This window comes from Streptomyces sp. BK340 (assembly GCF_007827595.1).
GTDB lineage: Bacteria > Actinomycetota > Actinomycetes > Streptomycetales > Streptomycetaceae > Streptomyces.
The window spans coordinates 12,205-34,936 of record NZ_VISR01000052.1 but is presented as its reverse complement, the minus strand read 5'-3'; the positions used below and the strand labels follow the sequence as shown (position 1 = coordinate 34,936).

General features: G+C 67.7%; 20 protein-coding genes and 1 pseudogene. 16 read left to right on the top strand and 5 right to left on the bottom strand.

Features of this window, described 5'->3' with window-relative positions:
- Positions 1–127 precede the first annotated feature (127 nt).
- From FB157_RS46055 to FB157_RS45985, 16 genes and pseudogenes are all read left to right on the top strand, one after another.
- Complete coding sequence (locus FB157_RS46055) at positions 128–643, top strand: hypothetical protein (protein ID WP_145887683.1); 516 nt, start codon at positions 128–130, stop codon at positions 641–643.
- A gap of 102 nt (positions 644–745) precedes the next feature.
- On the top strand, positions 746–2,095 hold the full coding sequence (locus FB157_RS46050; RefSeq protein ID WP_145887681.1) for a helix-turn-helix domain-containing protein: 1,350 nt from the start codon (positions 746–748) through the stop codon (positions 2,093–2,095).
- A gap of 70 nt (positions 2,096–2,165) precedes the next feature.
- Positions 2,166–2,315: pseudogene (locus tag FB157_RS49275) on the top strand (helicase associated domain-containing protein); the annotation flags it as partial.
- A 9-nt stretch (positions 2,316–2,324) separates the two neighbouring features.
- Complete coding sequence (locus tag FB157_RS46045; RefSeq protein ID WP_261387044.1) at positions 2,325–3,008, top strand: helicase associated domain-containing protein; 684 nt, start codon at positions 2,325–2,327, stop codon at positions 3,006–3,008.
- Positions 3,009–3,345: 337 nt separating this feature from the next.
- Positions 3,346–3,756: an effector-associated constant component EACC1 gene (locus tag FB157_RS46040; RefSeq protein ID WP_145887679.1), complete on the top strand. Its 411-nt coding sequence runs from the start codon at positions 3,346–3,348 to the stop codon at positions 3,754–3,756.
- Entirely contained in the window at positions 3,746–5,281 is a 1,536-nt protein-coding gene (locus tag FB157_RS46035; protein ID WP_145887677.1) for a caspase, EACC1-associated type, read from the top strand. Before FB157_RS46040 ends, FB157_RS46035 begins: the two co-directional genes overlap by 11 nt.
- A gap of 140 nt (positions 5,282–5,421) precedes the next feature.
- A complete protein-coding gene (locus tag FB157_RS46030) occupies positions 5,422–6,321 on the top strand; it encodes a radical SAM protein (RefSeq protein WP_145887675.1) in 900 nt (299 codons plus the stop codon).
- Entirely contained in the window at positions 6,318–6,728 is a 411-nt protein-coding gene (locus FB157_RS46025) for a DUF6375 family protein (protein ID WP_145887673.1), read from the top strand. Before FB157_RS46030 ends, FB157_RS46025 begins: the two co-directional genes overlap by 4 nt.
- Positions 6,729–6,742: 14 nt before the next feature.
- On the top strand, positions 6,743–10,693 hold the full coding sequence (locus FB157_RS46020; RefSeq protein WP_186582000.1) for a hypothetical protein: 3,951 nt from the start codon (positions 6,743–6,745) through the stop codon (positions 10,691–10,693).
- Positions 10,694–11,132: 439 nt separating this feature from the next.
- Complete coding sequence (locus FB157_RS46015; RefSeq protein WP_261387042.1) at positions 11,133–11,885, top strand: hypothetical protein; 753 nt, start codon at positions 11,133–11,135, stop codon at positions 11,883–11,885.
- Positions 11,886–11,965: 80 nt separating this feature from the next.
- On the top strand, positions 11,966–12,874 hold the full coding sequence (locus tag FB157_RS46010; RefSeq protein ID WP_261387040.1) for a hypothetical protein: 909 nt from the start codon (positions 11,966–11,968) through the stop codon (positions 12,872–12,874).
- A gap of 12 nt (positions 12,875–12,886) precedes the next feature.
- Positions 12,887–13,912 carry an ImmA/IrrE family metallo-endopeptidase gene (locus FB157_RS46005; RefSeq protein WP_145887665.1) on the top strand — a complete coding sequence of 342 codons (1,026 nt, stop codon included), beginning with the start codon at positions 12,887–12,889 and terminating at the stop codon, positions 13,910–13,912.
- Between the two features lie 147 nt (positions 13,913–14,059).
- Positions 14,060–14,344 (top strand): DUF3892 domain-containing protein, encoded by a 285-nt coding sequence (locus tag FB157_RS46000; RefSeq protein ID WP_145887663.1) that lies wholly within the window; start codon positions 14,060–14,062, stop codon positions 14,342–14,344.
- Between the two features lie 115 nt (positions 14,345–14,459).
- Positions 14,460–14,720, top strand: a complete 261-nt coding sequence (locus FB157_RS45995) for a multiubiquitin domain-containing protein (RefSeq protein ID WP_145887661.1) — start codon at positions 14,460–14,462, stop codon at positions 14,718–14,720.
- A complete protein-coding gene (locus FB157_RS45990) occupies positions 14,695–15,864 on the top strand; it encodes a ThiF family adenylyltransferase (RefSeq protein ID WP_145887659.1) in 1,170 nt (389 codons plus the stop codon). Before FB157_RS45995 ends, FB157_RS45990 begins: the two co-directional genes overlap by 26 nt.
- Positions 15,861–16,262 carry a DUF6527 family protein gene (locus FB157_RS45985; RefSeq protein ID WP_186581999.1) on the top strand — a complete coding sequence of 134 codons (402 nt, stop codon included), beginning with the start codon at positions 15,861–15,863 and terminating at the stop codon, positions 16,260–16,262. Before FB157_RS45990 ends, FB157_RS45985 begins: the two co-directional genes overlap by 4 nt.
- Positions 16,263–16,350: 88 nt before the next feature.
- Here FB157_RS45985 and FB157_RS45980 read toward each other — a convergent pair whose 3' ends face one another.
- The 5 genes from FB157_RS45980 to FB157_RS45960 all read right to left on the bottom strand — a co-directional run bounded on the left by FB157_RS45980 (position 16,351) and on the right by FB157_RS45960 (position 22,599).
- Complete coding sequence (locus FB157_RS45980) at positions 16,351–18,000, bottom strand: hypothetical protein (protein ID WP_145887657.1); 1,650 nt, start codon at positions 17,998–18,000, stop codon at positions 16,351–16,353.
- Between the two features lie 563 nt (positions 18,001–18,563).
- Positions 18,564–19,118, bottom strand: coding sequence for a transposase (locus FB157_RS45975; RefSeq protein ID WP_145887655.1), 555 nt, complete (start codon positions 19,116–19,118; stop codon positions 18,564–18,566).
- Positions 19,119–19,225: 107 nt separating this feature from the next.
- The gene (locus FB157_RS49270) at positions 19,226–21,190 is read right to left on the bottom strand and encodes a DUF3732 domain-containing protein (RefSeq protein WP_145887654.1); all 1,965 of its coding nucleotides are present in this window, start codon (positions 21,188–21,190) and stop codon (positions 19,226–19,228) included.
- 4 nt (positions 21,191–21,194) lie between these two features.
- The gene (locus FB157_RS45965; protein WP_145887652.1) at positions 21,195–21,674 is read right to left on the bottom strand and encodes a three component ABC system middle component; all 480 of its coding nucleotides are present in this window, start codon (positions 21,672–21,674) and stop codon (positions 21,195–21,197) included.
- Positions 21,667–22,599 carry an ABC-three component system protein gene (locus tag FB157_RS45960; protein ID WP_261387039.1) on the bottom strand — a complete coding sequence of 311 codons (933 nt, stop codon included), beginning with the start codon at positions 22,597–22,599 and terminating at the stop codon, positions 21,667–21,669. Before FB157_RS45960 ends, FB157_RS45965 begins: the two co-directional genes overlap by 8 nt.
- Between the last annotated feature and the right edge of the window lie 133 nt (positions 22,600–22,732).

Below are 22,732 nucleotides of genomic sequence, written 5' to 3'. Positions count from 1 at the left end.
CGCACGCTCACGAAGCTCAGCAGGGTAGGGGGACGGACGTGCCATGACTCGATCCTCTCAGGGAATCGAGCCTCCATCAGACCCGGAGCGGTTCAGTGTCGCGGGTGTTGGCCGACCTGGGGGCGCGATGGAGATTGCGGCGTTGGTGGTGTCGTTGGTGGCGTTCGGGGTGTCCGGCGCAGTGTCGTGGCGGCAGTTGCGGCTTTCGGAGCAGGCCAACACGCTGCCGGTGGTGGTGGATCTGTTCAGGGAACACCGCAGCGTACGCCTGGCGCGGGCGCGCACCTTCGTGCATGAGGAGCTGCCTGCCTGCGATCTGTCCCTGGGGCTGGCGGGCCTGCCTGACGAGGGACAGGACCTGGTACGTGAACTGGCCTGGTACTACGACAACCTCGGCGCTCTCGTGACACACGGCGTGGTAGAGATCGAACCTGTCTCAGGCTACCTGGGCGGATCAGTGATCTCGGTGTGGGAGCACTTGGAACCGCTGGTAGCAGTGGAACGGGCCCGGCGCGCACAGAACGCTCTGCCTGACCCCACGCGGTGGCAGGAGTACTTCGAGAATCTCTACCACCTCGTCCGGGAGACGCCTGCCGAGCAGGCTCGGGCAGAGACCCCGTTGTGGCGGTTGTCCGGCCGCTGACACACCGTCTGCGCGATGGGCCCGTGCACGCGGTTCTCCGACCGGTGGTGAATGCGATTAATCCTGTGACAGAAGGGGGCGGTTCGGGCAGCATCTGTGGATATGGTTGCTCTTCGCTCCCGCCGCCTGGAAGGGCTCTTCGGAGCCCGGCTGGACGCGGTCTCCCACGCCCAGGTCGCCGCTTTGAAGACGAACGCGGTCTCCGAGTCCTACGACTTGGAGTTCAAGGGGGAGCTCTACGGCGGCAATGACAAGGCCAAGCGGGACTTGGCCGGTGACGTGGCGGCCCTGGCCAACACCGCCGGCGGAGTCCTGCTGCTCGGTGTTGCCGAGGACGACCAGGCCCGTGCGGCGGACCTTCCCGGCGTTGCGCTCAGCGACGGCGAGGTGCTGCGGATTCGCAACATCGTGGCCGACCTGGTTCACCCGCTGCCCACTTTCGACGTTCGGCAGATCGAGGACCCCGGCAAGCCGGGCCACGGGTTCCTGATGATCGCGGTACTCCGCAGCCCTTTTGCCCCGCACGGTGTCCTCGTCAACGAAGGCCTGCGCTACCCCCGCCGCAACGGGGCCAGCATCATCTACCTGACCGAGGCCGAAGTGGCCGCTGCCTACCAGGACCGCTTCGCCCGCCGTCAGGCCCGCCACGACGACCTGCTTCGCTACGAACGCGACCTGATAGGCCGCCTGGACGTGAGCGACCAGACGTACGTTGTCGTCACCCTGGTCCCAGACATCAGCGGCGACTTCACCCTCGACACCAAGACCCTGCGCACCTTCCAGCAGGAAACCCGCGACAAGGACCTGCTCGTCATCCCGCGCGGGGTGCACGTCCGCTACGTGACGGTGGGCAGCCGTCGCTTGATCGCACACGGCGGCCCCGAGCCCGCGAAGGCCAGCTGGCTTGCATGCGAACTTCACCAGAGCGGCGCCGGCTCCTTCGCTGCCATTGCAGCCAACCGCAGCGAACTCGCCTCGCGGGGACAGATCGACGAGAACACAACGGCCAGCCGGATCGAGCATGAGGATCTGGTCCTCGACATCTGGTCCGGACTCAAGATCCTGGCCCGCCACGCGCGGGACCGGGCCGCAGCTGGAGGCACCGCTACGGTCCGCGCGACCATCGTGCCCGTCACCGCAGACCTCCCGGCCGAACTCCGTCACCCGCGGGGCTTTGGCGGCCTGCTCGGCAGTCACCAGGTGACCGAGCCACCCCAGGCAACCTCGGTCTTCGACATCGACGACCTTGCCGAGGACGGACCAGACCTCATCGCGGCCACCTGCGCCCTCGCCACTGGACTGATCCAGCACTTCGGCTACCCGGAGACACTCCAGATGACCACGGACGGCGCCATCCGCACCAAATACTGGAGTTCGCAGCGCTACGGTCCTCGTGTGCAGCAGTGGGCTGCCCAGGCCAAGGTCTACCTGACGGACGACACCGTCGACTGAACCCGGCAAAACCCCTTTCGACCCCCGCGACCCGGCCGTCTCCCGCTCCCGCCGCCTCGGGCTTGCCGCCGCCCGCTCCTACCGCGACGAACACGGCCACCTCGACGTCCCCGCCGACCACATCGACCCCACCGGCTACCGGCTGGGCACCTTCATCACCACCATGCGCGACGCCCGCACCGCCGGCCGGCTCGAAGCCGACTGGATCGCCGAACTCGACGCGCTCGGCATGATCTGGGACAAGCACGACGCCGCCTGGCGCGCCCGCCTCGCCGCGGCCGCCGACTACCACCGCGCCCACGGCCACCTCGCCGCCCCGGCCACCACCCCCGTTGGTGCCTGGCTCGCCGAACAACGCCACCTCGCCACCAAGGGCGAACTCGACGCCGCCCGTGCCGAGGCCCTCACCGCCCTTGCCCCCGATTGGCGGCTGCCGCACGGAGCGGACTGGCACCGCAAATACCACCTGCTGCGCGCCCACCTCGCCTCCGGCGCCGACCTCGCCACCCTCACCCGCGACACCGTCCTCGCCGGGGTGAAGATCGGCTCGTGGCTGCACCGCCAGCTCACCACCTGGCAAGCCCTCCCCCCTGGCCAGCAGCAGCTGATGACCGCCCTCAGCCTCACCCCCGCCACCAACCCCCTCGCCCCCGCCCGCCGCGCCCGCCGCACCTTCGAGGAGACCGTCCAGCTTCTGGAGCTCTTCCTGCACCGCGAAGGCCGCGTCCCCGCCGCCCGCGAGACGATCCGCGTCGACGGCGACACCGTCAAACTCGGCGCCTGGCTCGCCAAGGCCCGCCACCGGCACCGCTCAGGCCAGCTCCCTGAAGCGGACGCACGCCTGGTGGCTGCCTTGTTCGACGGCGACTGGACGGCCGAGGACGCGGTGCTGTTGCGGCTCTCTTGGAGATGACCAGTCCTCACGTGCCGACCAGGGAGTTGCTCAGTTTCGGAGAGCAGGGTGCGGTAGAAGTCACTGGCGGGTTGGGTTGGTGTCGGCTTGAGTGAGTGCCGCTGTCGATTGGCTTGACCTGTGGTTTTGTGTGACGTCTCTGGGGTCTGCTCAGTAGGAGCGTTGGTTGCTCAGGGGCAACGGGCCGCCGGTAGTGGCGGTCGAGGACCGCTGGGTGAAGGCTCGGAGTCGGTCTGTTCCGTGGCGTGGCTCTTTTTGCCGGGCCTGGGCCGAGCTGGACGGGCACGCGCACGTAGGGTGACTCCTCGTACCAGCTCGGGGTGGCCCTGGGCATCAGATGCGCGCAGCAGCGGGGGAGTACGCGATGCACGGCACCCAGGACACCAGGGCGACGGATGTCCAGATCAGGATCGACTCGGCGACTGGCCTCGACGATCACCTGGCGCTGATCGGGTGGCTCCGCGGTGAACGCGGCCTCCAGGGGCGCGTCCACGTCGTGCCCGCCCCACCCGCGGAGAACGAGCTCGGTGCTGGTCTCGAACTGCTGACGGTGTCTCTCGGTTCCAGCGGGATCGCCACCGTCCTAGCCGGTTCCCTCGCCACCTGGTTGCAGAACCGCCGTACCCCGACCAAGATTCGCATCTCCGTCACCCGGGCCGACCGCACCCTGGAGCTCGAGACCGGTGACGCCGCCGAGGCTGAGGCGTTGATCCGGCGATTCCTGGGGGAGGACGCCGATGGAGTCTGACGACGCCGCCGTGCTCATCGGCATCTCCAGCTACCGAGACCCCTCCCTCTTGGACGTGCCCGCCGCGCGCAATAGCCTGCACGCGATGCACCGGCTGCTGACCAGCCCCGAGTTGTGCGGCTGGTCCGAGGACCAGGTGCACGTTCTGGAGGACACCGCCGGGGCCACGGACCTGGCCCTGGAACTGCACCGCCTGGCCGAGGAAACCACGGGTACCCTGCTGATCTACTTCGTCGGCCACGGGGTTGTCAGCAAGTCCGGTGCGCTGTGCCTGGCCGCTGGCGATACCCAGCTGCGCTATCCCGACCTGACCGGCCTGGAGTACGACAAGGTCCGCAGCGCTCTCCTGGACTCACCGGCCCAGGTGAAGTTGGTGATTCTCGACTGCTGTTACTCGGGCCGGATCATCCATGGTCTGGCGGGCGCCGGTGAGAGCCAACTCGTGGACAGCACCGACATCCGCGGCGTCTATACGCTCACAGCGGCCGACCAGGTGGCGCACGTGCCTTCGCGAGACGAGACCGCCGCCACGTCCTTCACCCAGGTTCTGTGCGACGTCGTGCGAAGCGGCATCCCAGGCGCCCCGCCGGCGCTCGCTCTGACTGACATCTACCCGAAGCTCAAGAGCACGCTCAAGGCGCGCGGTCTTCCGGAACCCAACCAGCGGGGGACCGACACTGTCGAGTCCTACCCCTTCAGCCGCAATGTCGCGTACACCGGCGGAACTGGATTCCGGCTGCTTCCTCAGGAGCACGTGGACCGCTTCCTCAGGATCCTCGCTGCGCAGCCGCACCACGACCTCACGGCTGAGAGTATCGAGAAGCTGGAGGACTGGCCCGGTGTCTACCTTCTGCACCGGGAGTCCTGCGACGCCTCGGAGATCCTCTACGTCGCACGGAATGATCGATCGATCGCCGTCCGTCTCGGCCAACACCTGCGAAAGATCAGCGGACGCTGCCATATCGAAGCCCGCGATCTCTCGTTCAGCTATCTCAAACTGGACGACGACCTCAGTGTCGTGGCGCCGGAGCGCCTCGTGCTCCAGCACCTCCACGCCCAAAGCCGTTCTCCGCTGTGGAACAACAGTGGCTTCGGCAACAACGACGCGGGGAGGATGAGGGATTCCCGCCGACGTGGCGGCGACGACTTCGACGTTCTCCATCCGATCGATCTGTCGTGGCCTGTTCGCTTCGATGTCCCAACGCTCAAGGTGACAGGGCACGAGATGGCAATGCATCTGCGAGCCCAACTCCCTTACGTCTTCCGCATCGAGGCCCACAACGCCGAGCTCGACAGGGTGCAGCTCACCCTCCCGGAGCGCTCTCTTCGCGCCGATCGGGCCTTCCGCCTGCTCGCCGCTGCCTTGGGGGACTCTTGGCAGATCAGCGCCTTGGTAGGCCAGGTCCTGATGTACCGGGAGCAGGGCAAGAGGTACCCCAGCGCCATCCGCTACTACGCGGGCACGCAGACGATCACTGAAATGCCTGAAGTGTGCAAGGCGGTCGGCCTTCCTGACGACAGCTAAGCGGCACGACCCGCGCGCAGCAGCGGCCCTGGACCCTCTCGCGGTACACGGCCAGGAGCGGGTGGCTGGGGCTGGTGAGTCCTGCCATACTTTGGACCGAAACATGGACGGGGAGAGGTGCAAGCGATGCGGGGCTGCCGGTGAAGCGTCGTGCCGGCCCCGACGGGATACACCTCTTCGACCGCCGCACCGGCCTGAACGTACTCTTCGACGAGGTCGACGTCTCCGAAACGCAGTGGTCCCGCGCCCCCCGCCAGGTGTCGATCGCCCTGACCAACGCCTGCGACCTGGCTTGTCCATTCTGCTACGCACCCAAATCCGCCGCCGTGCTGGATGCCGGCCGGCTGTGCGCATGGATCGACGAACTGGACGCGGAGGGCTGCCTCGGCATCGGATTCGGAGGCGGAGAACCCACCCTCTACCGCCGCTTTCCCCAAGTGTCCCGTCACGCCGCCGAACGCACCAGCCTCGCGGTGACCATGACGACACACGCACACCGGCTCACACCCCAACTGATCGACGCGCTGGCCGGAGCGCTCAACTTCGTCCGCGTCAGCGTCGACGGAATCGGCACCACCTACGAGGAACAGCGCGGCCGCCCCTTCACTGAACTCGTACAGCGGCTGACCTGCATCGGCCAAACGTTCCGATTCGGGCTCAACTGCGTCGTGAACACCCAGACGCTGCCCGATCTCGACGCCGTCGCCGACCTGGCTGCCTCGACCGGGGCAGCGGAACTCCTGCTGCTGCCCGAGCGTCCGGCACGCGGCCGCCCGGGAAGCAGCCCGCACACCGTCGCCGCCCTGCACCAATGGATCACCGACTACCGCGGCCCCGTGACCCTCACCCTCGGCGAGGGCGACACCGGCTCACTACCGACTGCCCAGCCGCTTCCGCGCGAGACGGGACTGCGCATCTACGCTCACATCGACGCCGCCGGAACGCTCCGGCGAACCTCCTATCACTCCGTCGGTGAACCGGTCGACGACCGCGGCGTCCTTGCCGCAATCGACCGCCTGCAGCAGAAAGATGTCGCATGAAGGTCTGGTACGGATACGGCACCGAGCACTCCATGAACCTCGTCATGATCGGCCGGTTCAAGGACGCCACCACCGCCGAACGCGCCCACGCTGTCATCAAACACCTCACGACGGCCCTGCAGGCGGAGGAGGAAGCAGGCCGCCTCACCGTTGGCGAGCCGAACGACCGCTACAGCGACGAGGTCCTGAAACTGCTCAGCGACCTCAACATCCACAGCATCGGGCCGCGAGAACTCGAGCAGTTCCTGTACGACCTCACCACGCGCCGCGACGGTGACTCCATCGTGGTGACCACCGATGAGACTGATGTCCAGGCACTGTTGAAGGTCCTCATCGACAAGGGAGCTCGCATTGAGGTGTATTCCGCACACGACCACCCCGGCACCGGCTACGGCCGGGGCAAGTGAGGGCGAGCGATCCGATGACTCCGCTGGACTGGGACAAGTTCACCGCGCTGTCGGGCAGCCCCCGGGATAACTTCGAGCTGCTGTGCCGGGGTGCAGTCACCCACGCATACGCCCGCTACGGCAACTTCATCGCCTTGGCCCAGCAGCCCGGCGTCGAGTTCCACCTCGCCATCGACCAACCCGACTGCCCACTCGGCCAACCCGGTCGCTGCTTCGGGTGGCAGACCAAATGGTGGGACATCCCGTCGGGCCGCGCCATCGGCGTCGGCCGCCGCAGCGACGTCGAGGACTCCCTCAGGAAGACCGAGAACCACTTTCCGGGCATCACCGACTTCGTGCTGTGGACCCGGCACCCTCTCACCGCTGGCGACCAAACGTGGTTCTACGGCCTGTCCACCACGATGAAGCTGCACTTGGCCACAGAGGTCGAGCTCAGTCACTTGCTTGTCGGCGATGCCGTTTTGCTGCGCGAGTCCTACTTCGGGCCCCTCGTTTTGACCCCAGAGCGCCTCGCTGAACAGCATGCGCGGGCCGCCGCCGAGGCCGGCGAACGCTGGATTCCCGAGGTGCATCAGGCATCCGCAGCCGAGCACCAGCTTCGCCGGATGCTCGCCGAACCCGACGCGTGGGACGACCTGGGCGACGCCAACCGCAACATCGCCCGCTTCGAAACAGCCCTCGACGACGCGGCCACTACGCTGCCAGCCCCTCTGGCCGAGCAGACCGCGGAGATCGCCGCCGTGGGACGTGACGTGGCCGAACTCCTGCACGAAGCACACCAGCAGATCAGTAACAGCCAGCCCTCCCCCCTGCTGGGCACCACCGACCGCACCGTGCCCCAGGCCCCCACCGCGCAGCCCGCCGTACTCCGGCGGCTTCGCGGCCTGCGGCATCCAGCAGCTCTGCCGCTGACCAATCTGATCGCTCACATCCGTGACGCCGCTGCCCTCGCCCGCCACGTCACCGATCACCTGTCGACTCGGCTAGCGGTGGTCACCGGCGACGCCGGCTTCGGCAAGACGCAACTGTCCGCGACGCTCACCGCGGCAACCGCGGCACGGCCCGCCGGCGTCCTGCTCTACGGCAGGCGTCTGAGCGCCCGCCAGACCCTCGACGATCTCGCAGGCCAGGTCACGGCAGCAGGCAAGCCCCTGGCCTCCTTCGAGGAGCTTCTCGCCGCCGTCGATGCGGCCGCACAACGAGCCGGATGCCGCCTGCCCATCGTCATCGACGGCCTGAACGAGGCTGAAACCCCCACACTGTGGCCGGCGCTGCTGCGCAGTCTGCAGGTGACCCTCAAGCAGTTCCCGTCCGTGCTCGTCGTGTGCACGGTCCGCGAGGCATTCCTCGACGAGACCATCCCCACTGAAGTGACCGACATCCTGGAGCTCGACGGATTCGACGAGGACCTCGACGAGTCCATCGCCCGCTACTTCGCCCACTACAAAATCGAACCCGGCGGCGCTGACCTGCCGCGCGAACTCCTCAGCCACCCGCTGACACTGAAGATCTACTGCGCCACAGCCAACCGCGACCGCAAGCAACCCGTCAGCGCCGCAGGCCTGCCCAGCTCCCTCACCGGAATCTTCAGTGAGTACCTGACCTCTGCCGCCCACCGCGCCTACGCACTCACCCCCTCCATCCACCCCAACGACGTCAACCAGGCACTCGACGCTCTGGGTAACGCCCTGTGGGAGGACCAGGCACGCGACCTTCCCGACACTCAGGCGAAACAGCTGTGCCAGGACACCCACCGCCGCTGGCAGGAGAGCCTTCTCGCCGCCCTCGAAAATGAAGGTGTCCTCCTGCGACACCCTGATGGTGCGGGCGGAGCGACCTGGTCGTTCGTCCACGACCTGATGGCCGGGCACGTCATCGCCACCAGCCTCGTGCATCCCCACGGCAGGGGCATCGCCCGACTACTGAGCGAAGACACGACCACAGCACGCTTCAGCGGCACGCCCGACGAACGGCACCCCCTCGCGACCGACATCTTCCAGGCCCTGGCAAGCGCCATGCCCCGCGCCGGCGCCACGCAACTGTGGCAAGCCGTCGCCGAACCCCTCCGCCTGCGTGCTCTCCTGCATGCCGCCCGGCTCGAAGCAGCCCACCTCGACACCATCACCGTGGAGGCGCTCGCCAGCCACAGCGACGAACTCCGTGGACGAGATGACCTCCTCCAACGGCTTCACAGCACCCGCGCAGCCCCAGGCCACCCCCTCAACGCACACTTCCTCGACCGGATCCTGCGCGACAGACCGGTCGCCGACCGCGACCTGCGCTGGAGCGAGTGGCAGCGCGCAAACAGCCGTCCCCTTCTCGCCGACGCGACCGCCCTGGCCACACGCTGGCGAGAGCATCCGCACCGTGCGGAATCCGACCGGCTACGAGCCCGGTGGCTGATGTGGACGCTGACGAGCACCCACCGCGACCTTCGCGACGCAGCCACGGCCGCCCTGTACTGGTACGGACGGCACGACATCAGCGGACTCTTCACTCTGACCCTGGAAGCGATCACGGTCAACGACGCCTACGTCGGCGAACGCATGGTCGCCGCTTGCTACGGCGCCGCGACGGCCCATCAACCGCACACCCCAGACCTTGAAGCTGCCTTGCCTGCCTACCTGACAGGGCTGCTGAACACCTTCACCGGGCACCAGGCCACCCACCCCACCTTCCACGCACTGACCCGGTACTACGTTTCCTCAACGTTCGACCTCGCCCACCGCTACTACCCCGCCACGGTCCCCGCCGCAGCCGAACTGCCCTTGGCCTTCACGCCAGCACCGGCGATCACGCCGCTGCCCGAGGGCGATCCACGCCGGGAGGACGTCCACAGCACGATGGGCATGGACTTCGGCAACTACACCCTCGGGCGTCTGTTTGAGGACCGTAGGAACTACGACGACTCCCACCCCGGACACCAAGAAGCCACCGCCCTCGTCCTCGGCGTCGTCCACGCGCTGGGCTGGCGCCCCAACCCGTTCGACGAGGTAGAACGCCGCATCACCTCAGCAACGTCCCGACAACGCCACACTTCCAGTAGCCGGATCGACCGTTATGGCAAGAAGTACGGCTGGATCGGCTTGCACACCATGACGGGCATGCTGGCCGACCGCGGCCAGCCACCCGAGAAACTCGAAGTAGACATCGACCCAACCTTCCCGCAGCCCCCGCCACCTGTCCCGGTCCCGCTCGACACGTGGACGCCGCGGACACCGGACGACGACCTCGAATGGCTACGCCACGGAATCGTCAACGTGCCGGACGACCTCCTTGCACCGGCCCGGCTCGACGCGGACGAAGGTCCGTGGCTGCTCGTCCACGCAGAGATCGACACAGCGGACATCACCACCGGACGCAGCACATTCGGCCTGTTCAACACCGTCCTCGTCGACCAGGAGAATCTAACCGAACTCCTGGAGGAGTTCGATGCCTTGACCCACCCGGGCCGGGACATGATCGACTTGCCCGCCGAGTACTACCTCTTCGCCGGCGAGATCCCGTGGCACACCCGATTTGCTGCACCCGAACCAGGACTGACCACCGAGGACCTGTACAGCGACACGCTGCGCTCCGGCAGACCCGAACTTCGCTTCGAGCGGCTGGCCCACCACTTCACCTGGGAACCCCACCACAGCAGCCAGAACCAGGCCACCGCCTACATCCCCAGCTGGCTGTTCTCGCAGGCTTTCGACCTGCGTGCTCTTCCGGGAGGCTTCGACCAGTACGAGCCATCCGGTGCACTCGCCGCGCGGTCTTTCGCAGCCCCCTCCGGCTTCTCGGGCGGGCTGCTGTACCTGCGCGCCGACCTCCTTCGAGAGTATGCGGCTGGCCGTGCGATCGTCACCTTCTGCTGGGGAGAGCGGCAGATCAAAGCCGTCTGGCCCGAGAGACCGTCCGGTGCCCTGCAGGCCCTCTACCAGGCCTACCAGAACATCTGGCGCCAGACGAAGCAGCACTGAACACCGTCCTTTGCTGCGCGTGTACAGCCTGGACTGGCTGCCTTTCCGCCGGCCCTGCATCTGCGGGGACCACGTGGCAGGACACGCGAGTGGCGCGAACCGCTGGCCACGTCACGGTCGCGTGCAGGCCGACGGGGGGCTTGGGCGCGTCGCGCGCCCGGGGCGTGGATGCTGGTGTATGTAGACCCGAAGCCCCGCGGCTGCAGGTGCCGAGCGGGGAGCACGGGATCGGGGGTGGCTCATGGCGAGCGGGGCTTTCGAGGAGCTGCAGACCGGTGAGTTCGGGCCGGCCACGTTTGATCTGTTGCGGCGGCTGGTCCACCAGGTGCGCCGTGCCTCTGGCTTTCCGCCCCCCGAGGGGCACACTGTCTGGAGCGATGACGCGGCTTACGACGTGATCAGTGCGATGTTGTCCCAGGAAGGAGCGGGGCAACGGTTCGTGACTGTCTGCTTCGTCCAGGCCGCCGACGAGGCCTCCCTGGAGCGGCTGTTCCTCACGTCGATCAAGAACTTCCTCATCGATGAGGCGAAGAAGACGCCGCGGGGAAAGCTCCGGCGCCGCATCGCCCGCTTGATGGGCGAGGACACGGCCTACCGGAAGAGCAGCGGCTCACCGCCGCGCTGGGGGATGGCCGGCCATGCCGAAGGAGCGGTGTGGCAGGGAGATCTCGACGATCTCATCGCAGAGGCGGCACGGGTGACAGGTGTCGGTATCACCCGCTGGAACCATTCCGGCCCCACCCCCAGGCAGACGGTCCATGCCCCCAAGGCCATCCTCTCGTGCGTGCTCCTGTACGCCCAGGGAGCGGTGCGGGAGGAAGACCTCGCCAAGGTCCTCGAGGCCCGGTTCGAGCTCCTGGCGCCGGCCCGCTTCACCGCGCTGTACGCCGATGAAGGGACCGTCGCCGAACTCGTCGACCAGCACGCGGCCACCGCCGCACCGGACCCCACGGGAGTCGACGGAGTGGCCGAGGACATCTGGCAGCGCCTCTCACCCAACGAACGCCTGTTGCTTCCCTACCTCGACGAGGATGCCCATCACGCGGCGCAGCTGCTGGAGATCCGGCAAACCCATGCCGTTGCCGTCCTGGCAAACCTCAAGACAGCGCTCCGTACCGCCCTATCCGCGGACAGCGACCCCCAGGCGGTCATAGCCGCCCTGCTGCGGCGCTGCGGCGACGCTCCTTCGTGAACAGCCCCAGTTACGTCGTCTGGATCCAGTGAGAAGAGAATGCGCTGATGGACCACAGCCGAGGAGACGGGGGAGACGGTATGAGCTCTGTCCACACCACTGCCTACCAACGGCTGGTGGCCGCCGCAGCGGGACTGAAGGTGCCCGACGCCGTCCGCCAGGTGGCCACCGCACCACCCCAGGACCCGCAGCCGGGCCAGATCTGGCGCGCAGTATGGGAGGACACCATCCAGCTGCTGCTGATCACAGCGGCCGGCGACGATGACACCCTGTGCGCCGTGCCGGCCTCCTTCGAACGGTACGCCGACCCCGACACCCTGCTCCTGCCCGCTCCCGCGACCACCCTGGAACAGCCACTGGCACTGTGGTGGGGCCTGGAAGCCACCCTTCCGTGGTGTGTGCTGGACCGGCAGGTCAGCGAGCTGACCAGCCGCCCTTCCGCCCTTACAGCCCACACGCTCGCCGCCGCAGTGCCCGGCACGCAGTGGGGGAGCGGCACAGCCTTGTCCGCGCCGACCATCGAGTACCGCGGAGTCCTGGCCGATCAGCTCGCGCTCCTTGCCTCGGCACAGTGGGCCCCCAAAGGATCGGGTGGCCTCAACCAGCTGTTTCGTGACCACGGCATCACTGCCCCGCAACTCGGGGCCGAATTGAAACTGCCGCCTCCCCAGGCTCTCGCCGTCTGGAGGGGGCAACTGGCCCTGACCGCCGACCAGGCCGAAACACTCGCCGATCGCCTCGAGCAGTCGGTCAGCCAGCTGCTCGCGGCCAACCCTGCCTTGCCGTCCGCCGTCGTGCACGAACTGAACCGTCCCCTGCGCCGCAAGCAGGTGAAGGCGCTCGCCGCTCAGCACGACGAGACCGAACGCGATGCCCGGCTGCGCGCCGCCTACGGTATCTACACGCTCGCGGCACGCGACGACGACCGCACGCAGCCGAACTGGACGGCACGCACGAACCGCTCCTTCGAACTGCGTCTGGGCGAATAGGGGGCACAGCGCGTGGTCAACTACGTGCTCGCCGGCGCCGCCCGGACCCAGGCCGCTGCGATGATCCAGGAACTCGAAGCGGCTCGTCCCGGCGCGGTCGAGCGCCTGGCACAAGGCGCCCTCGCGGAGCTGAGAACCTGGCCCGAGCTGACCGTCCTGGAGGTCGACGAGAATCTGACGGAACAAGGGTGCAGCGTCGCCGGAGCGTATGACTTCGGCCCGCCACCGCACCTGTCCGTTGCCACGTCCGCCAGCCGTGCACGGCGGGACTTCACCGCCCTGCACGAATTGGGCCACCACCTGCAGAAGAACAGCTTCGCCCTCATGGAGCCCTTCGGCAGGGAACCCGACGGTGGCCTCCTCCTGGAGGATGCAGCCTGCGACGCGTTCGCAGCCGAGATCCTGCTCTCCGCGCCCCTCGTCAACCAGCACCTGGACACCAAGGGACCAACCGCATCGACGGTCACCCAGCTGTGGCAGGCGAGCAACGCCTCCCGCATGGCGGTCTGCGTTCGAGCCGTCCAGCGTCTCCCTGCCCCCGGCCACATCCTCCTCGTCGACACCACAGGACACCTCGCCTTTGCCGCGTCCCACGGCCTTCCGCCCCTGCGACGCGACAGCTTCCAAGGCGACATAGCCGTCATCGACCGCGCGCTCACCGGCTCCGGCCACGCACGAGGGCTGACCCAGGTCCGCTACCGCGACGGCATCCTCGGACGGCAACTCCACACCGACACCGCGCCCATGGACGGCTACCTCATCGCCGTCCTCGTCACCGACTCCGCCCCCTGGCGCACCTTCACCCCACCCACCCCCGACACCGGCCCCCAGTCACGCGACTACATCTGCGCGAACTGCGACGAGGAGTACCGCTCCTTCGACCCCGCCTGCCGGCGCTGCCACATCCCCCCGTGCCCCGACTGCGGCCGCTGCGCCTGCCCGCCCCGCCTCACCGAACGCCTCTGCCCAGGCTGCTTCACCCTGCACCCGCCCTCGATGTTCCCCTCGGGCAGCGACCGCTGTCTCAACTGCGACTGACGCCTCGCCACCCCCATCTTCAACAGGATCACCCCTACCCGCGAGTTACGTCGTCCGTCCCAGGTGAAGCACCCCACCCAGGGGTGATCACGGAACCCGGGCGCCGGCCGCGGGCGCCGTCGGAACATCGCCGGCAGGAACCAAACGATGGCTATTCAGATCACCGCGGTGCGCCTGTCGACCGGCGGCACCACGCACGAACACATCACCCACCTGTGGTGGACCGAGCAGGCGTCCGGCAAGACCGGCGACAACACCCGGGCGCAGATCGTCGACTGGATCGAGAACCAGGCCGGCAAGGCCTACACCAGCGACCGAGCCGGGCACCGCACGGAAGTCGCCGTGGTGACGCCCGCCCGAGGCGAGAAGTACCTGAGGACCCACGCCGACGGCGTGTGGACCAACAACCTCCTCGCACTTCCCCGGCGCTGACCCGCCACAACAACACGGATGTCCGGCGCGCTGCCCCTGCGGTGGCCCGCCGGACGCCCGCCCCGCCCGGCTCTCCCCGGGCTGCGACACACGACCCCCTCACCTAGGAGGACCCATGTCTCAGGACAGCCACGGGCCCGCGCCCGTCACGATCATCGTCAACGCCCGCCCGCACACCTGGGAGGCGAAGGAGATCACCTTCGAGCAGGTCGTCGACCTGGCCTACCCCGGCCAGCCGCCGAACGACCAAGACACCTACACCGTCCGTTACAGCCGCGGACACGACGGCCACGGAACGGGCAGCCTCACCGCCGGCCACAGCGTCAGAGTGAAGAAGGGGATGGTCTTCGATGCCTACCGCACTTCTCGCTCGTGACCCCGATCTGTCCCGCCTCCTCGACGACGGCTACGACGTCGTCGTCCACGCCGGCCACATCATCGTCCGGCACATCCCGTACGTCACCGAGAACCGCACCGTCGAACACGGCTTCATCGCCTACCCCGTGACCATCAGCGGAGACCGTCTCGTTTCCGGAACCGACCACCGCATCTGGTTCAGCGGCTCCACCCCCTGCGACGAGCACGGCCGCCCCCTGCCCCTCGCCAATCCCGAGAACCGGGTGATCGCCGAGGGCATGCAGGCGAACTTCATGCTCTCCAGCAAACCCAGCCCCCACGGCTACCCCGACGAGTACACGAAGATCACCGCGTACTCGAGGATCATCGCCGACCAGGCACACGCACTCGACCACTCGGCCACGCCCACACCCGGCGCCGCATGGCAGGAGATCGAGGACGACAGCCCCTTCGCCTACCGCGACACCGCCACCTCCCGCGCCGGCATCGCGGCCGTCCACCGCCGATTTCGAGGCCATCGCCTCGTGATCGTCGGCCTCGGAGGCAGCGGAAGCTACATCCTCGACCAAGTCGCCAAGACCGAGGTCGACTCGATCCTCCTCATCGACGGCGACACCTTCGACAACCACAACGCGTTCCGGGCCCCCGGCGCCCCCACCCTCGACACCTTGCGTGATCGCCCGCCCAAGGCCACCTACCTTGCCTCGATCTACGCGAACATGCACCGAGGCGTGTCTGCCTGCGAGCAGTACCTCGACGAGGACAACCTCGACCTGCTCACCGGGGCCACGTTCGTGTTCCTCGCCTCCGACAATGCGACGAGCAAGCAGGTGATCATCGACTGGCTCGAAGCACACGGCGTACCGTTTATCGACGTCGGGATGGGCATCGAAGAAATCGACGGCCGCCTCAGCGGACTCCTGCGCGTCACCACCAGCCTCCCGGGCCGCCGAGACGCAGCCCGCCACCGCATCCCCCAGCCGGCGCCCGAACGCGACGCCTACGCACGCAACATCCAGACCGCGGATCTCAACGCGCTCAACGCCGTCCTGGCCGTCATCCGCTGGAAACGCTCCATCGGCATCTACGCCGACGCCACCGAGGAAAGCCACACCACGTACTCGCTGATCACCAACGAGATCGCCAACGAGGACCTGCCGTGACCGCACAAGACACCCTGCGCCCGGTCTTCACCGAAACCTTCCCCCCAACGATGGACGCAAGGGCGCTCTACATCTCGATCCCCTATCGCACCTGCGGCCACCTCTGCTGCTGCGGATGCGGCCCCGAGGTCATCACACCGCTCTCCCCGGCCCAGTGGTCCCTCACCTACGACGGTGAGAGCGTGTCCCTCACCCCCTCGATTGGCAACTGGGCACTCCCGTGCCAGTCGCACTACTGGATCCGCAACGGCCACGTCCGCTTCAGCCGCCGCTATTCGGCTGTGGAGATTGCTCAGAACCGGGAGCGTGATCGTCGCCAGCTAGTCCAGGGCACCCAAAAGGCCAGGCCGAGGCCGCTGGCTAGGCTGTGTCGCTACCTGCCGCGCTGGCACCGGTAGCCAACGAGCCAGCGCAGAGGCCAGTGGGAGAAGACTCCCCCCTGTGCGCCGTTGGGACGTGACGTGGCCGTCGTCCCGTGCGATGGGATCAGTCCAGCCAGTGCACCAGGCGGGCCCTGTCGTGGACCGCCAGGGCCCGTTCCTCGAGGCCGAGCGCGTACTGTCGGGCCTCGTTGCTGCCCTGTGTGAGGATCAGGGCGGACATGCCCAGCAGGCGGGCGCTGCCCAGGCAGGCCGTGTCGAGGGCCAGGGCGAGCATCTCGGGGGAGATGTCATGGGCGGACAGGATGCCGCCGCGGTAGCGGGCCATGTGAACGAGGCCGATGGGTGTGCTGTGCGTGACCTGGCTCAACAGTGAGTATGCCACCGGTAGCCAGCCCGGCTCGGGGTAGGGCGCCCCCATGAGCAAGAGCATCTCGTCTATCGACGGCAGCTGCTGGCGGCCCTTGGATAGTGTCTCCGGCCCCTCGACGACACTGTCGGGCAGACGCAACAGGCTCGTGGCGGCGGCGAGGGTCACCCCGTTGCCGGCGAACAGCGCGATCGTCTTCTTCTTCCGCGCCCGGAACTCGTCGAAGTAGCGGGTGGACCGCTGGACGAACGCGTCCTCGTCCTCCAGATCTTGGGCCAGCCAAGTGAACCGGGCAGCTTCCTCCAGAAGCATCCGCGCGGCGAACACCGTGGTAACAGCGGCATGATCCTCGAAGGTGCTCACGACGGTCGCGAACGTGGAATGTGCCCCTGCGTAGGCCAGAACGCTCGCCAGTTTGGGATCGCCGTGGGCCCAGGGGTCCGTGGCCCAACCGCTGACGAAATCGTCGTACTCACGGACCGCCGCGACGATCGGACCGACATGGGCGATGTCTGGCAGCAGGTCACCACGGGCCACGAGAGCCTCAGGCCGAAGACGCCGCTTGCGTGCCTGGACTCTGACCTTCGGTCGGACACCCACAGGCGGCTTCGGGTCGCCCAGACTATGCACGGCGCTCGCTGCAGCAACGACGTCCTCGGTCAGCCGCATCAGCGTCCCAAGGAAGCCAGCCTGCTCGACCTCCGGCGGCCAGCACTCCGGGACGGTCGCGCACACGCCGAGGAGCGTGACCGTCACACCCACGGCCGCGACATGCATAAACAGCGCTTCGTGATCAGCACGCAGATCATGGCCTGGGACACCGCCGACAGCCATGCTGCTTTGCAGGCCCAGCAGGTTGCCGTGGCCGGCATGCCCCAGGACCATCACCGCCCCCCGGAGCCCGGACATGGCCAGCATGCTCCGGGCGGCCTTCAGGAGATCCTCCACACCTCCGCCGATCAACGTGGGCGACGCAGGCCGCGTCGTAGAGGAAGCGAGGAACAAGTCGAGCAGCTCGGCCTCAGCCGGAAGCGCTGGCGCCGCAAGCGCCGCCAGCGACGCTCCCGTCAGGTCAGTGATGCCGTGTAGGGGAACGAACCACCGGGCGAGGTTCGGACAGCTCACCTCGTGGTCGGCCAGATACCCGCAGATCCGGTCACGTTCCTCAAGCATGCTGCCCAGCAGAGCTGGCCGCCGCTCCGCCGGGGACTCGGCGATCCACTGCCAAAGCAGACCGTCATCGAACAGGCTCCGGGCCAGCGCACCCACGACCGTGCCCCCAATTCCGGAGCCCAGCAGCGAATCCGCGCAGGCGTATCGCCAGCGGGCGTACGGGAAAGCCGCCTCGGCGAGGAACCGATCCCCCGTCCCGTCAAAGTGGAACACCGCGGGCAGTGTGTCCAGATGAAACCGCAGCGCTCGCGTCGCTGTCCGCAGAGAAACTACCGAAGGGTCTGCCTCCCGCCCGTCAGGCCACGTCCCGTCAGTCCTGGACGACTCCCTGCCCATCCCCGCCCCTGTCTGCCGCTGCTTCTCACCATTCTCACCTTGCCGCCCCAAGCTCGAACGGACTCCGGCACCCCACGCCATCAGTCTGTGGGCACCGTACAAGCGACAAGGCCCCGGTGGCGCCGACGTGGCACGGTGTCCTTCGCGAACTGCATCCGGCCGCACGCCGGTTCTTCGACGGAAGGCACCGACTGGTTCGAGGTCGTCCGCCCCACACGGAGCCAGCCCCTGCACACCCTCCACATCACCGCCTAGGACCGCTCCGCCCTACCTCACCTGTGACGGAACGCCCATGCCCGGGTGAGTCCCGGTCGGCCAGCGCTGCCGTCCGGCAGAGCGGACGGCAATGCTCGCGCCAGATGCTCTGACGGCACTGCATTCAGAAGCACCTCGCCGACGGACGCACACCACGTCCTTGGTGCACGCGGTTACGGATCTCTTCATGCAGACAAGTCGATGTAGGCGGCCAGCTGTTGCTGCCAGATGGCGTCCTGTTCAGGCAGTACAGCGCGACAGATGCGCTGGAGGGTGCCGTCGTCCTGCCAGCGGAGAAATCGGCGCCGACAGGCCAGAACGGGCCCGAGAGCCGGGGAAAGATGCGTCCACGCCTGCCCGGTGCAGGCGATGTGGACGATGGCCTCCAGGATCTGCCGCTCGCTGCGGGGACGGCCACCGGTGTGCGACGGCGCGGGCAGCACTCCGGACAGGGTCCGCCAGGCAGCGTCGCTGATCCGCGGCTGCCACACCGGCACTTCGCCGACCAGCGACAGCAGCTCATCGATCAGAGACTGCTGCCGCGGCTGTAGCAGCGGTCGTCGCGCACTCTGCTCGCGCAGCCAGGCGGCGGCGTGCTCACCATTCGGTGCGGAATTCCACCGCGCTGCACCAGTCGGCGCGCGCTGCTCCAGGCAGTCAGGCGGCTGCGCGCGATGAACGCGGAGGTCGAAGTCGTCGCTATCCGCCGCTGACGCAGGGGGCCGCGCCCTCGCCTGCATGCTGCCGAGTAGCAGTCAGTCGGTGGCACGATGGCGCGGTCGAAGAACGCTGTTGTCGGTTCTGTCCGGGGTGGATGCCGATGGTGGAGAGTGGGGAGGGTGCCTGGCTACGGGGTGGGGTTGTCGGTGAGCCAGGTGGTGGGGATGAGTTTTTCGCCGTTGCGCCAGTTGTAGCGGACGGAGTCCTGGTACCAGTCGTGGGGCAGGTCCGCGTGGTCGCTGACGATCATCTGGAAGTTCGGAGAGAGCTCCCTGACGACCTGGTGCATGAGTTCGAAGAGGCGGGTGACGGTCACTCGGTCTTCGTCCAGGGCGATGTCTTCCAGTCGTCCGCGCTGTTTGGCCATGTCGGAGGGGTAGTAGGGCTGGGTCGGCTGGTCGAGCATGAGGAAGCGGGGTACGGGCCGGGTGTTGGCGACGAAGTACTGGTGGAGGGCGAGGTGGGCGGCCACGTGGTAGCCGACGTGGTTCTTGCCGCTGCCGATGCGGAGCAGTTCGGTGATGCCCTCGAGCGTGTCGGCGACGACGGTGAGCTTCTTGAGGTCCAGACGGACCAGACGGTCGCCGTGCTCAAGTCTCAGTGTCCGGGCGTGGCCGGTCATCTGGCCGCTGAGGTAGCTGAGACCGTGGGTGAGTCTGTCGTCGATGGTCTCGGTGTCGAGCTGCTCCTCGAGGCCTTCGACGAGCCGCCGGGCGACGGCGACGTCTGATTCCAGGCGCTGCAGGTGTCCGCTGTCGGATGCGGTGTCGATCTGGCCCAGGTAGGCGCTGATCCTGCCGCGGGTGTAGGCCTGGGATTCGGCCTGTCCTAGGAGGCCGGCCTGCTGGTTGCGCTGTTCGGCGATGATGCTGAGGGCGCCTTCGATGCCGCGGAGCTGTTCGCGTAGGCGTGTCGCCGTCTGCTCGATCTCGCGCAGGGCCTGTTCGCGGCGGGGCTGGACGGTTTGGACGCTGTCGAGCTGCCCTCGGAGGTCTGCGAGGGTGGTGTGCATATCGGCGACGGTGGGGTCGGGCTCGTCGAGCTCGTTTCCGCACAGCGGGCAGCTGTGTTCGCCGGGGAAGCCGTCGGGTACGAGGTTGAGCGCCGACAGTCGTGACATGCCGCGGGCGACGGCGCCGGTGTAGCCGGCGGCCTGTGTTTCCAGGTCGTTCAGGAGCTGGCGTTCTTCTGCGAGGGAGCGCAGCTGCCGCCGCAGGGCCGACGACTGCTCGGTGAGGAGGAGTTCCTGCCGCCGTTGTTCCTCGTCCGCGTTGTCAGGGGTGGGCCGGAAGGAAGCAGCCTGCTGCAATGCGGTGATGACGGCTGTTCTGTCGGAGGTGTCGACGCTGTCGTCGGTGAGCAGTCCGTGGACGCGGGCTTCGCCGAGGAGGGACTCAAGGCGGGCCTCGATGCCTTGGTTTGCTTCCTGGGCGGCTCTGAGGTCGTTCTCGGCGCGGCGGAGGGCTCGTTTGGCTTGGGTGAGCTGCTGCTGGAGCGCGGCCTGGTCCTCGGGAACCGCCCCGAGGAAATAGGGGATCGTGGCCTTGAGGCTCTCGGGGATGCCGCGCTCGTTCTGCCGGTGGAACAGGGCCCGCTTGGAGGCGACTTCGTCCTGGTTCTGCAGGCAGAGCAGGACGGCGTGTCCGAGGTTGGCACTGAGCGGGGAGAGCAGGCTTCCCGGCGCCGGTTCGCTGCGGGTGTCTCCGATACCGAGCCGGCGTCCGAGCTGCTGGCGCAACTGTGTGGAGTCCGTGTTGACGCGGAGGTCGGGCAGTTCCGGGATACCGAGGTCGTTGCCGACCTCGAACATGGCGTTGGTGACGGACTTGGCGCCGGGGCGAGGCGCCGGCCGCGCGGCGAGGACGCGGGTGTCGGGCAGCTGCAGGATGACTGCATACCAGGCGACGGTGTTGAAGATCGGGCTGATCGGGAGCGTGGCCTCGTCCCTGCCGAGGCAGAAATCGACGATGTCGAGCAGCGCGCTCTTGCCTGTCTGGGAGGTGCCGGTGACGATGTTGAGCTCACCGAGCCGGAAGTCCAGGACGCGCTTTTCGCCGCTCTTGCTGTAGAGGATGATCGACCGGATCTGCACCGGATCAGGGTCTCACGCCCAGCAACGCAAACACCGTGGAAGGGTTGTCGGACTTGGCAGTCCAGCGGCCTATCAACGATGCGGCCCTGATCAGGTCGGCAAGTTCACCCTCGATACGGGACTTCGACGCCAACCTGCTCTTGAGGGACCCCTGCTCGATGGTGAGCATCTGGTGGCGGAGCCCGAAGCGCAGGCCTTCCCGTACAGCGGGCGCGAGTGAGGTGCTGCGCGCGGCAAGGCCTGCGACGAGTGCCGGGTGGTCCGCCACCCAGTTCGTGAGATGGGTGCGCGTCGAGGTGGGCAGCGCTTGCCGCGTGGGCCGGTGCAGGACCAGTGGGGCCACGACGAAGGCCATCGGCCACGGCATCAGCCTGCCGGAGGCCTCCCGCTCGTAGTCGCGTGCCGCCGTGGCGGCGACAGCGGCGACGAGAGCAGGGTTGAGGAAGGCGGCGCTGGCTTGCGGCCGCTGTGTCCAGCTAGGCACGGGCGGCCCTGATCAGGTTCTTCACCCGTGTCTCGAAGTCGGGGTGCCATCCGACCCGTCCGCGGTCGGCCAGCTCGTGGTGCTTTCCCCGGGAGAAGAACGCCTCGTCGTACGCTTCACGGATTCGGTACCGGGTCTGGTCCAGGGTTTTGCGTAGCAGTGCCTTGCCGGCCTGCTCCTGCTCCCGGTCGGTGGCATCTTCGCCCAGGTCGTCGAGCATCCAGTCGAACTCCCGCTGCCACTCGTCGGCGAGGTTGTCCTCGAATCGTGCCAGCTCGTCGAGGTCCACCAGGTCGTCTTCGAGCCAGGCCACGGTCTGGGTGTAGGCGCGGTAATAGTCCACCATCGCCTTGTTCAGCTGGCGGCCGGCGCCCACCCAGCGCAGCTGGTGGACGAAGCAGGCATCGGTCAGCTCGGTCTCGGCCTCCTGTGGGAAGTCCTCACGGTCCACCAGTGTGGGCAGTCTGTCGGAGGTGTAGTCGTCGCGGATGCGGCTGATGCGCTGCATCAGCCGTGTCACGGAGACGCTGGTGTGCCGCTTCTGCAGCATGTCCACGGTTTGCTCGTACCACCACGCCCACAACTGCCGCATGAAGGGGTCGGCGTGCCCGTCGGGGAGCGCGGCCCTGAGTTTCACCCGTACCTGCGCGTCGAGGTCGTCGATGGAGGGCGAACCGTCGATGACCCTCATCCGCTGTACGAAGACGGCCCGCTGCGCTGGCGGAAGGGCCAGGAAAGCTGCTCGTGCGTCCTTCGTTCCCTTCGCGTCCGACTCCTGCGCGGCGGCGATGAGCAGGTCAAGTGCCTGTGCGGGTGCTGGATTGGGTGCCTTGAGCGCGGCCATAGCCGTACCCGGCCGGGCCTGCTGCGTGGTGACGAGAGTGAGCATGGGGCCGTACTCGTCGCCGGGGGCATGTGTGTCCATCCAGGACTGGATAGTTCGCCACACGTCGTCGTCCTTGTCGCCGAGCGACCGCACACTGCGGATGTGGTGCTTGACCTGTAGTAGCTCAGCGGGCCGACCATCTTCTTCCCAAGCAACGTCGTCGTGGAGCTCC

Excerpts from the sequence above, each read along its gene's own strand:
- FB157_RS46000 (WP_145887663.1), top strand. The coding sequence starts at position 14,060 with ATGGCTATTCAGATCACCGCGGTGCGCCTGTCGACCGGCGGCACCACG.
- FB157_RS46035 (WP_145887677.1), top strand. The coding sequence starts at position 3,746 with ATGGAGTCTGACGACGCCGCCGTGCTCATCGGCATCTCCAGCTACCGA.
- FB157_RS45975 (WP_145887655.1), bottom strand. The coding sequence starts at position 19,118 with ATGCAGGCGAGGGCGCGGCCCCCTGCGTCAGCGGCGGATAGCGACGAC.
- FB157_RS46045 (WP_261387044.1), top strand. The coding sequence starts at position 2,325 with ATGATCTGGGACAAGCACGACGCCGCCTGGCGCGCCCGCCTCGCCGCG.
- FB157_RS45960 (WP_261387039.1), bottom strand. The coding sequence starts at position 22,599 with ATGGACACACATGCCCCCGGCGACGAGTACGGCCCCATGCTCACTCTC.
- FB157_RS46040 (WP_145887679.1), top strand. The coding sequence starts at position 3,346 with ATGCGCGCAGCAGCGGGGGAGTACGCGATGCACGGCACCCAGGACACC.
- FB157_RS46020 (WP_186582000.1), top strand. The coding sequence starts at position 6,743 with ATGACTCCGCTGGACTGGGACAAGTTCACCGCGCTGTCGGGCAGCCCC.
- FB157_RS46025 (WP_145887673.1), top strand. The coding sequence starts at position 6,318 with ATGAAGGTCTGGTACGGATACGGCACCGAGCACTCCATGAACCTCGTC.
- FB157_RS45995 (WP_145887661.1), top strand. The coding sequence starts at position 14,460 with ATGTCTCAGGACAGCCACGGGCCCGCGCCCGTCACGATCATCGTCAAC.
- FB157_RS45990 (WP_145887659.1), top strand. The coding sequence starts at position 14,695 with ATGCCTACCGCACTTCTCGCTCGTGACCCCGATCTGTCCCGCCTCCTC.
- FB157_RS46010 (WP_261387040.1), top strand. The coding sequence starts at position 11,966 with ATGAGCTCTGTCCACACCACTGCCTACCAACGGCTGGTGGCCGCCGCA.
- FB157_RS46055 (WP_145887683.1), top strand. The coding sequence starts at position 128 with ATGGAGATTGCGGCGTTGGTGGTGTCGTTGGTGGCGTTCGGGGTGTCC.
- FB157_RS46050 (WP_145887681.1), top strand. The coding sequence starts at position 746 with ATGGTTGCTCTTCGCTCCCGCCGCCTGGAAGGGCTCTTCGGAGCCCGG.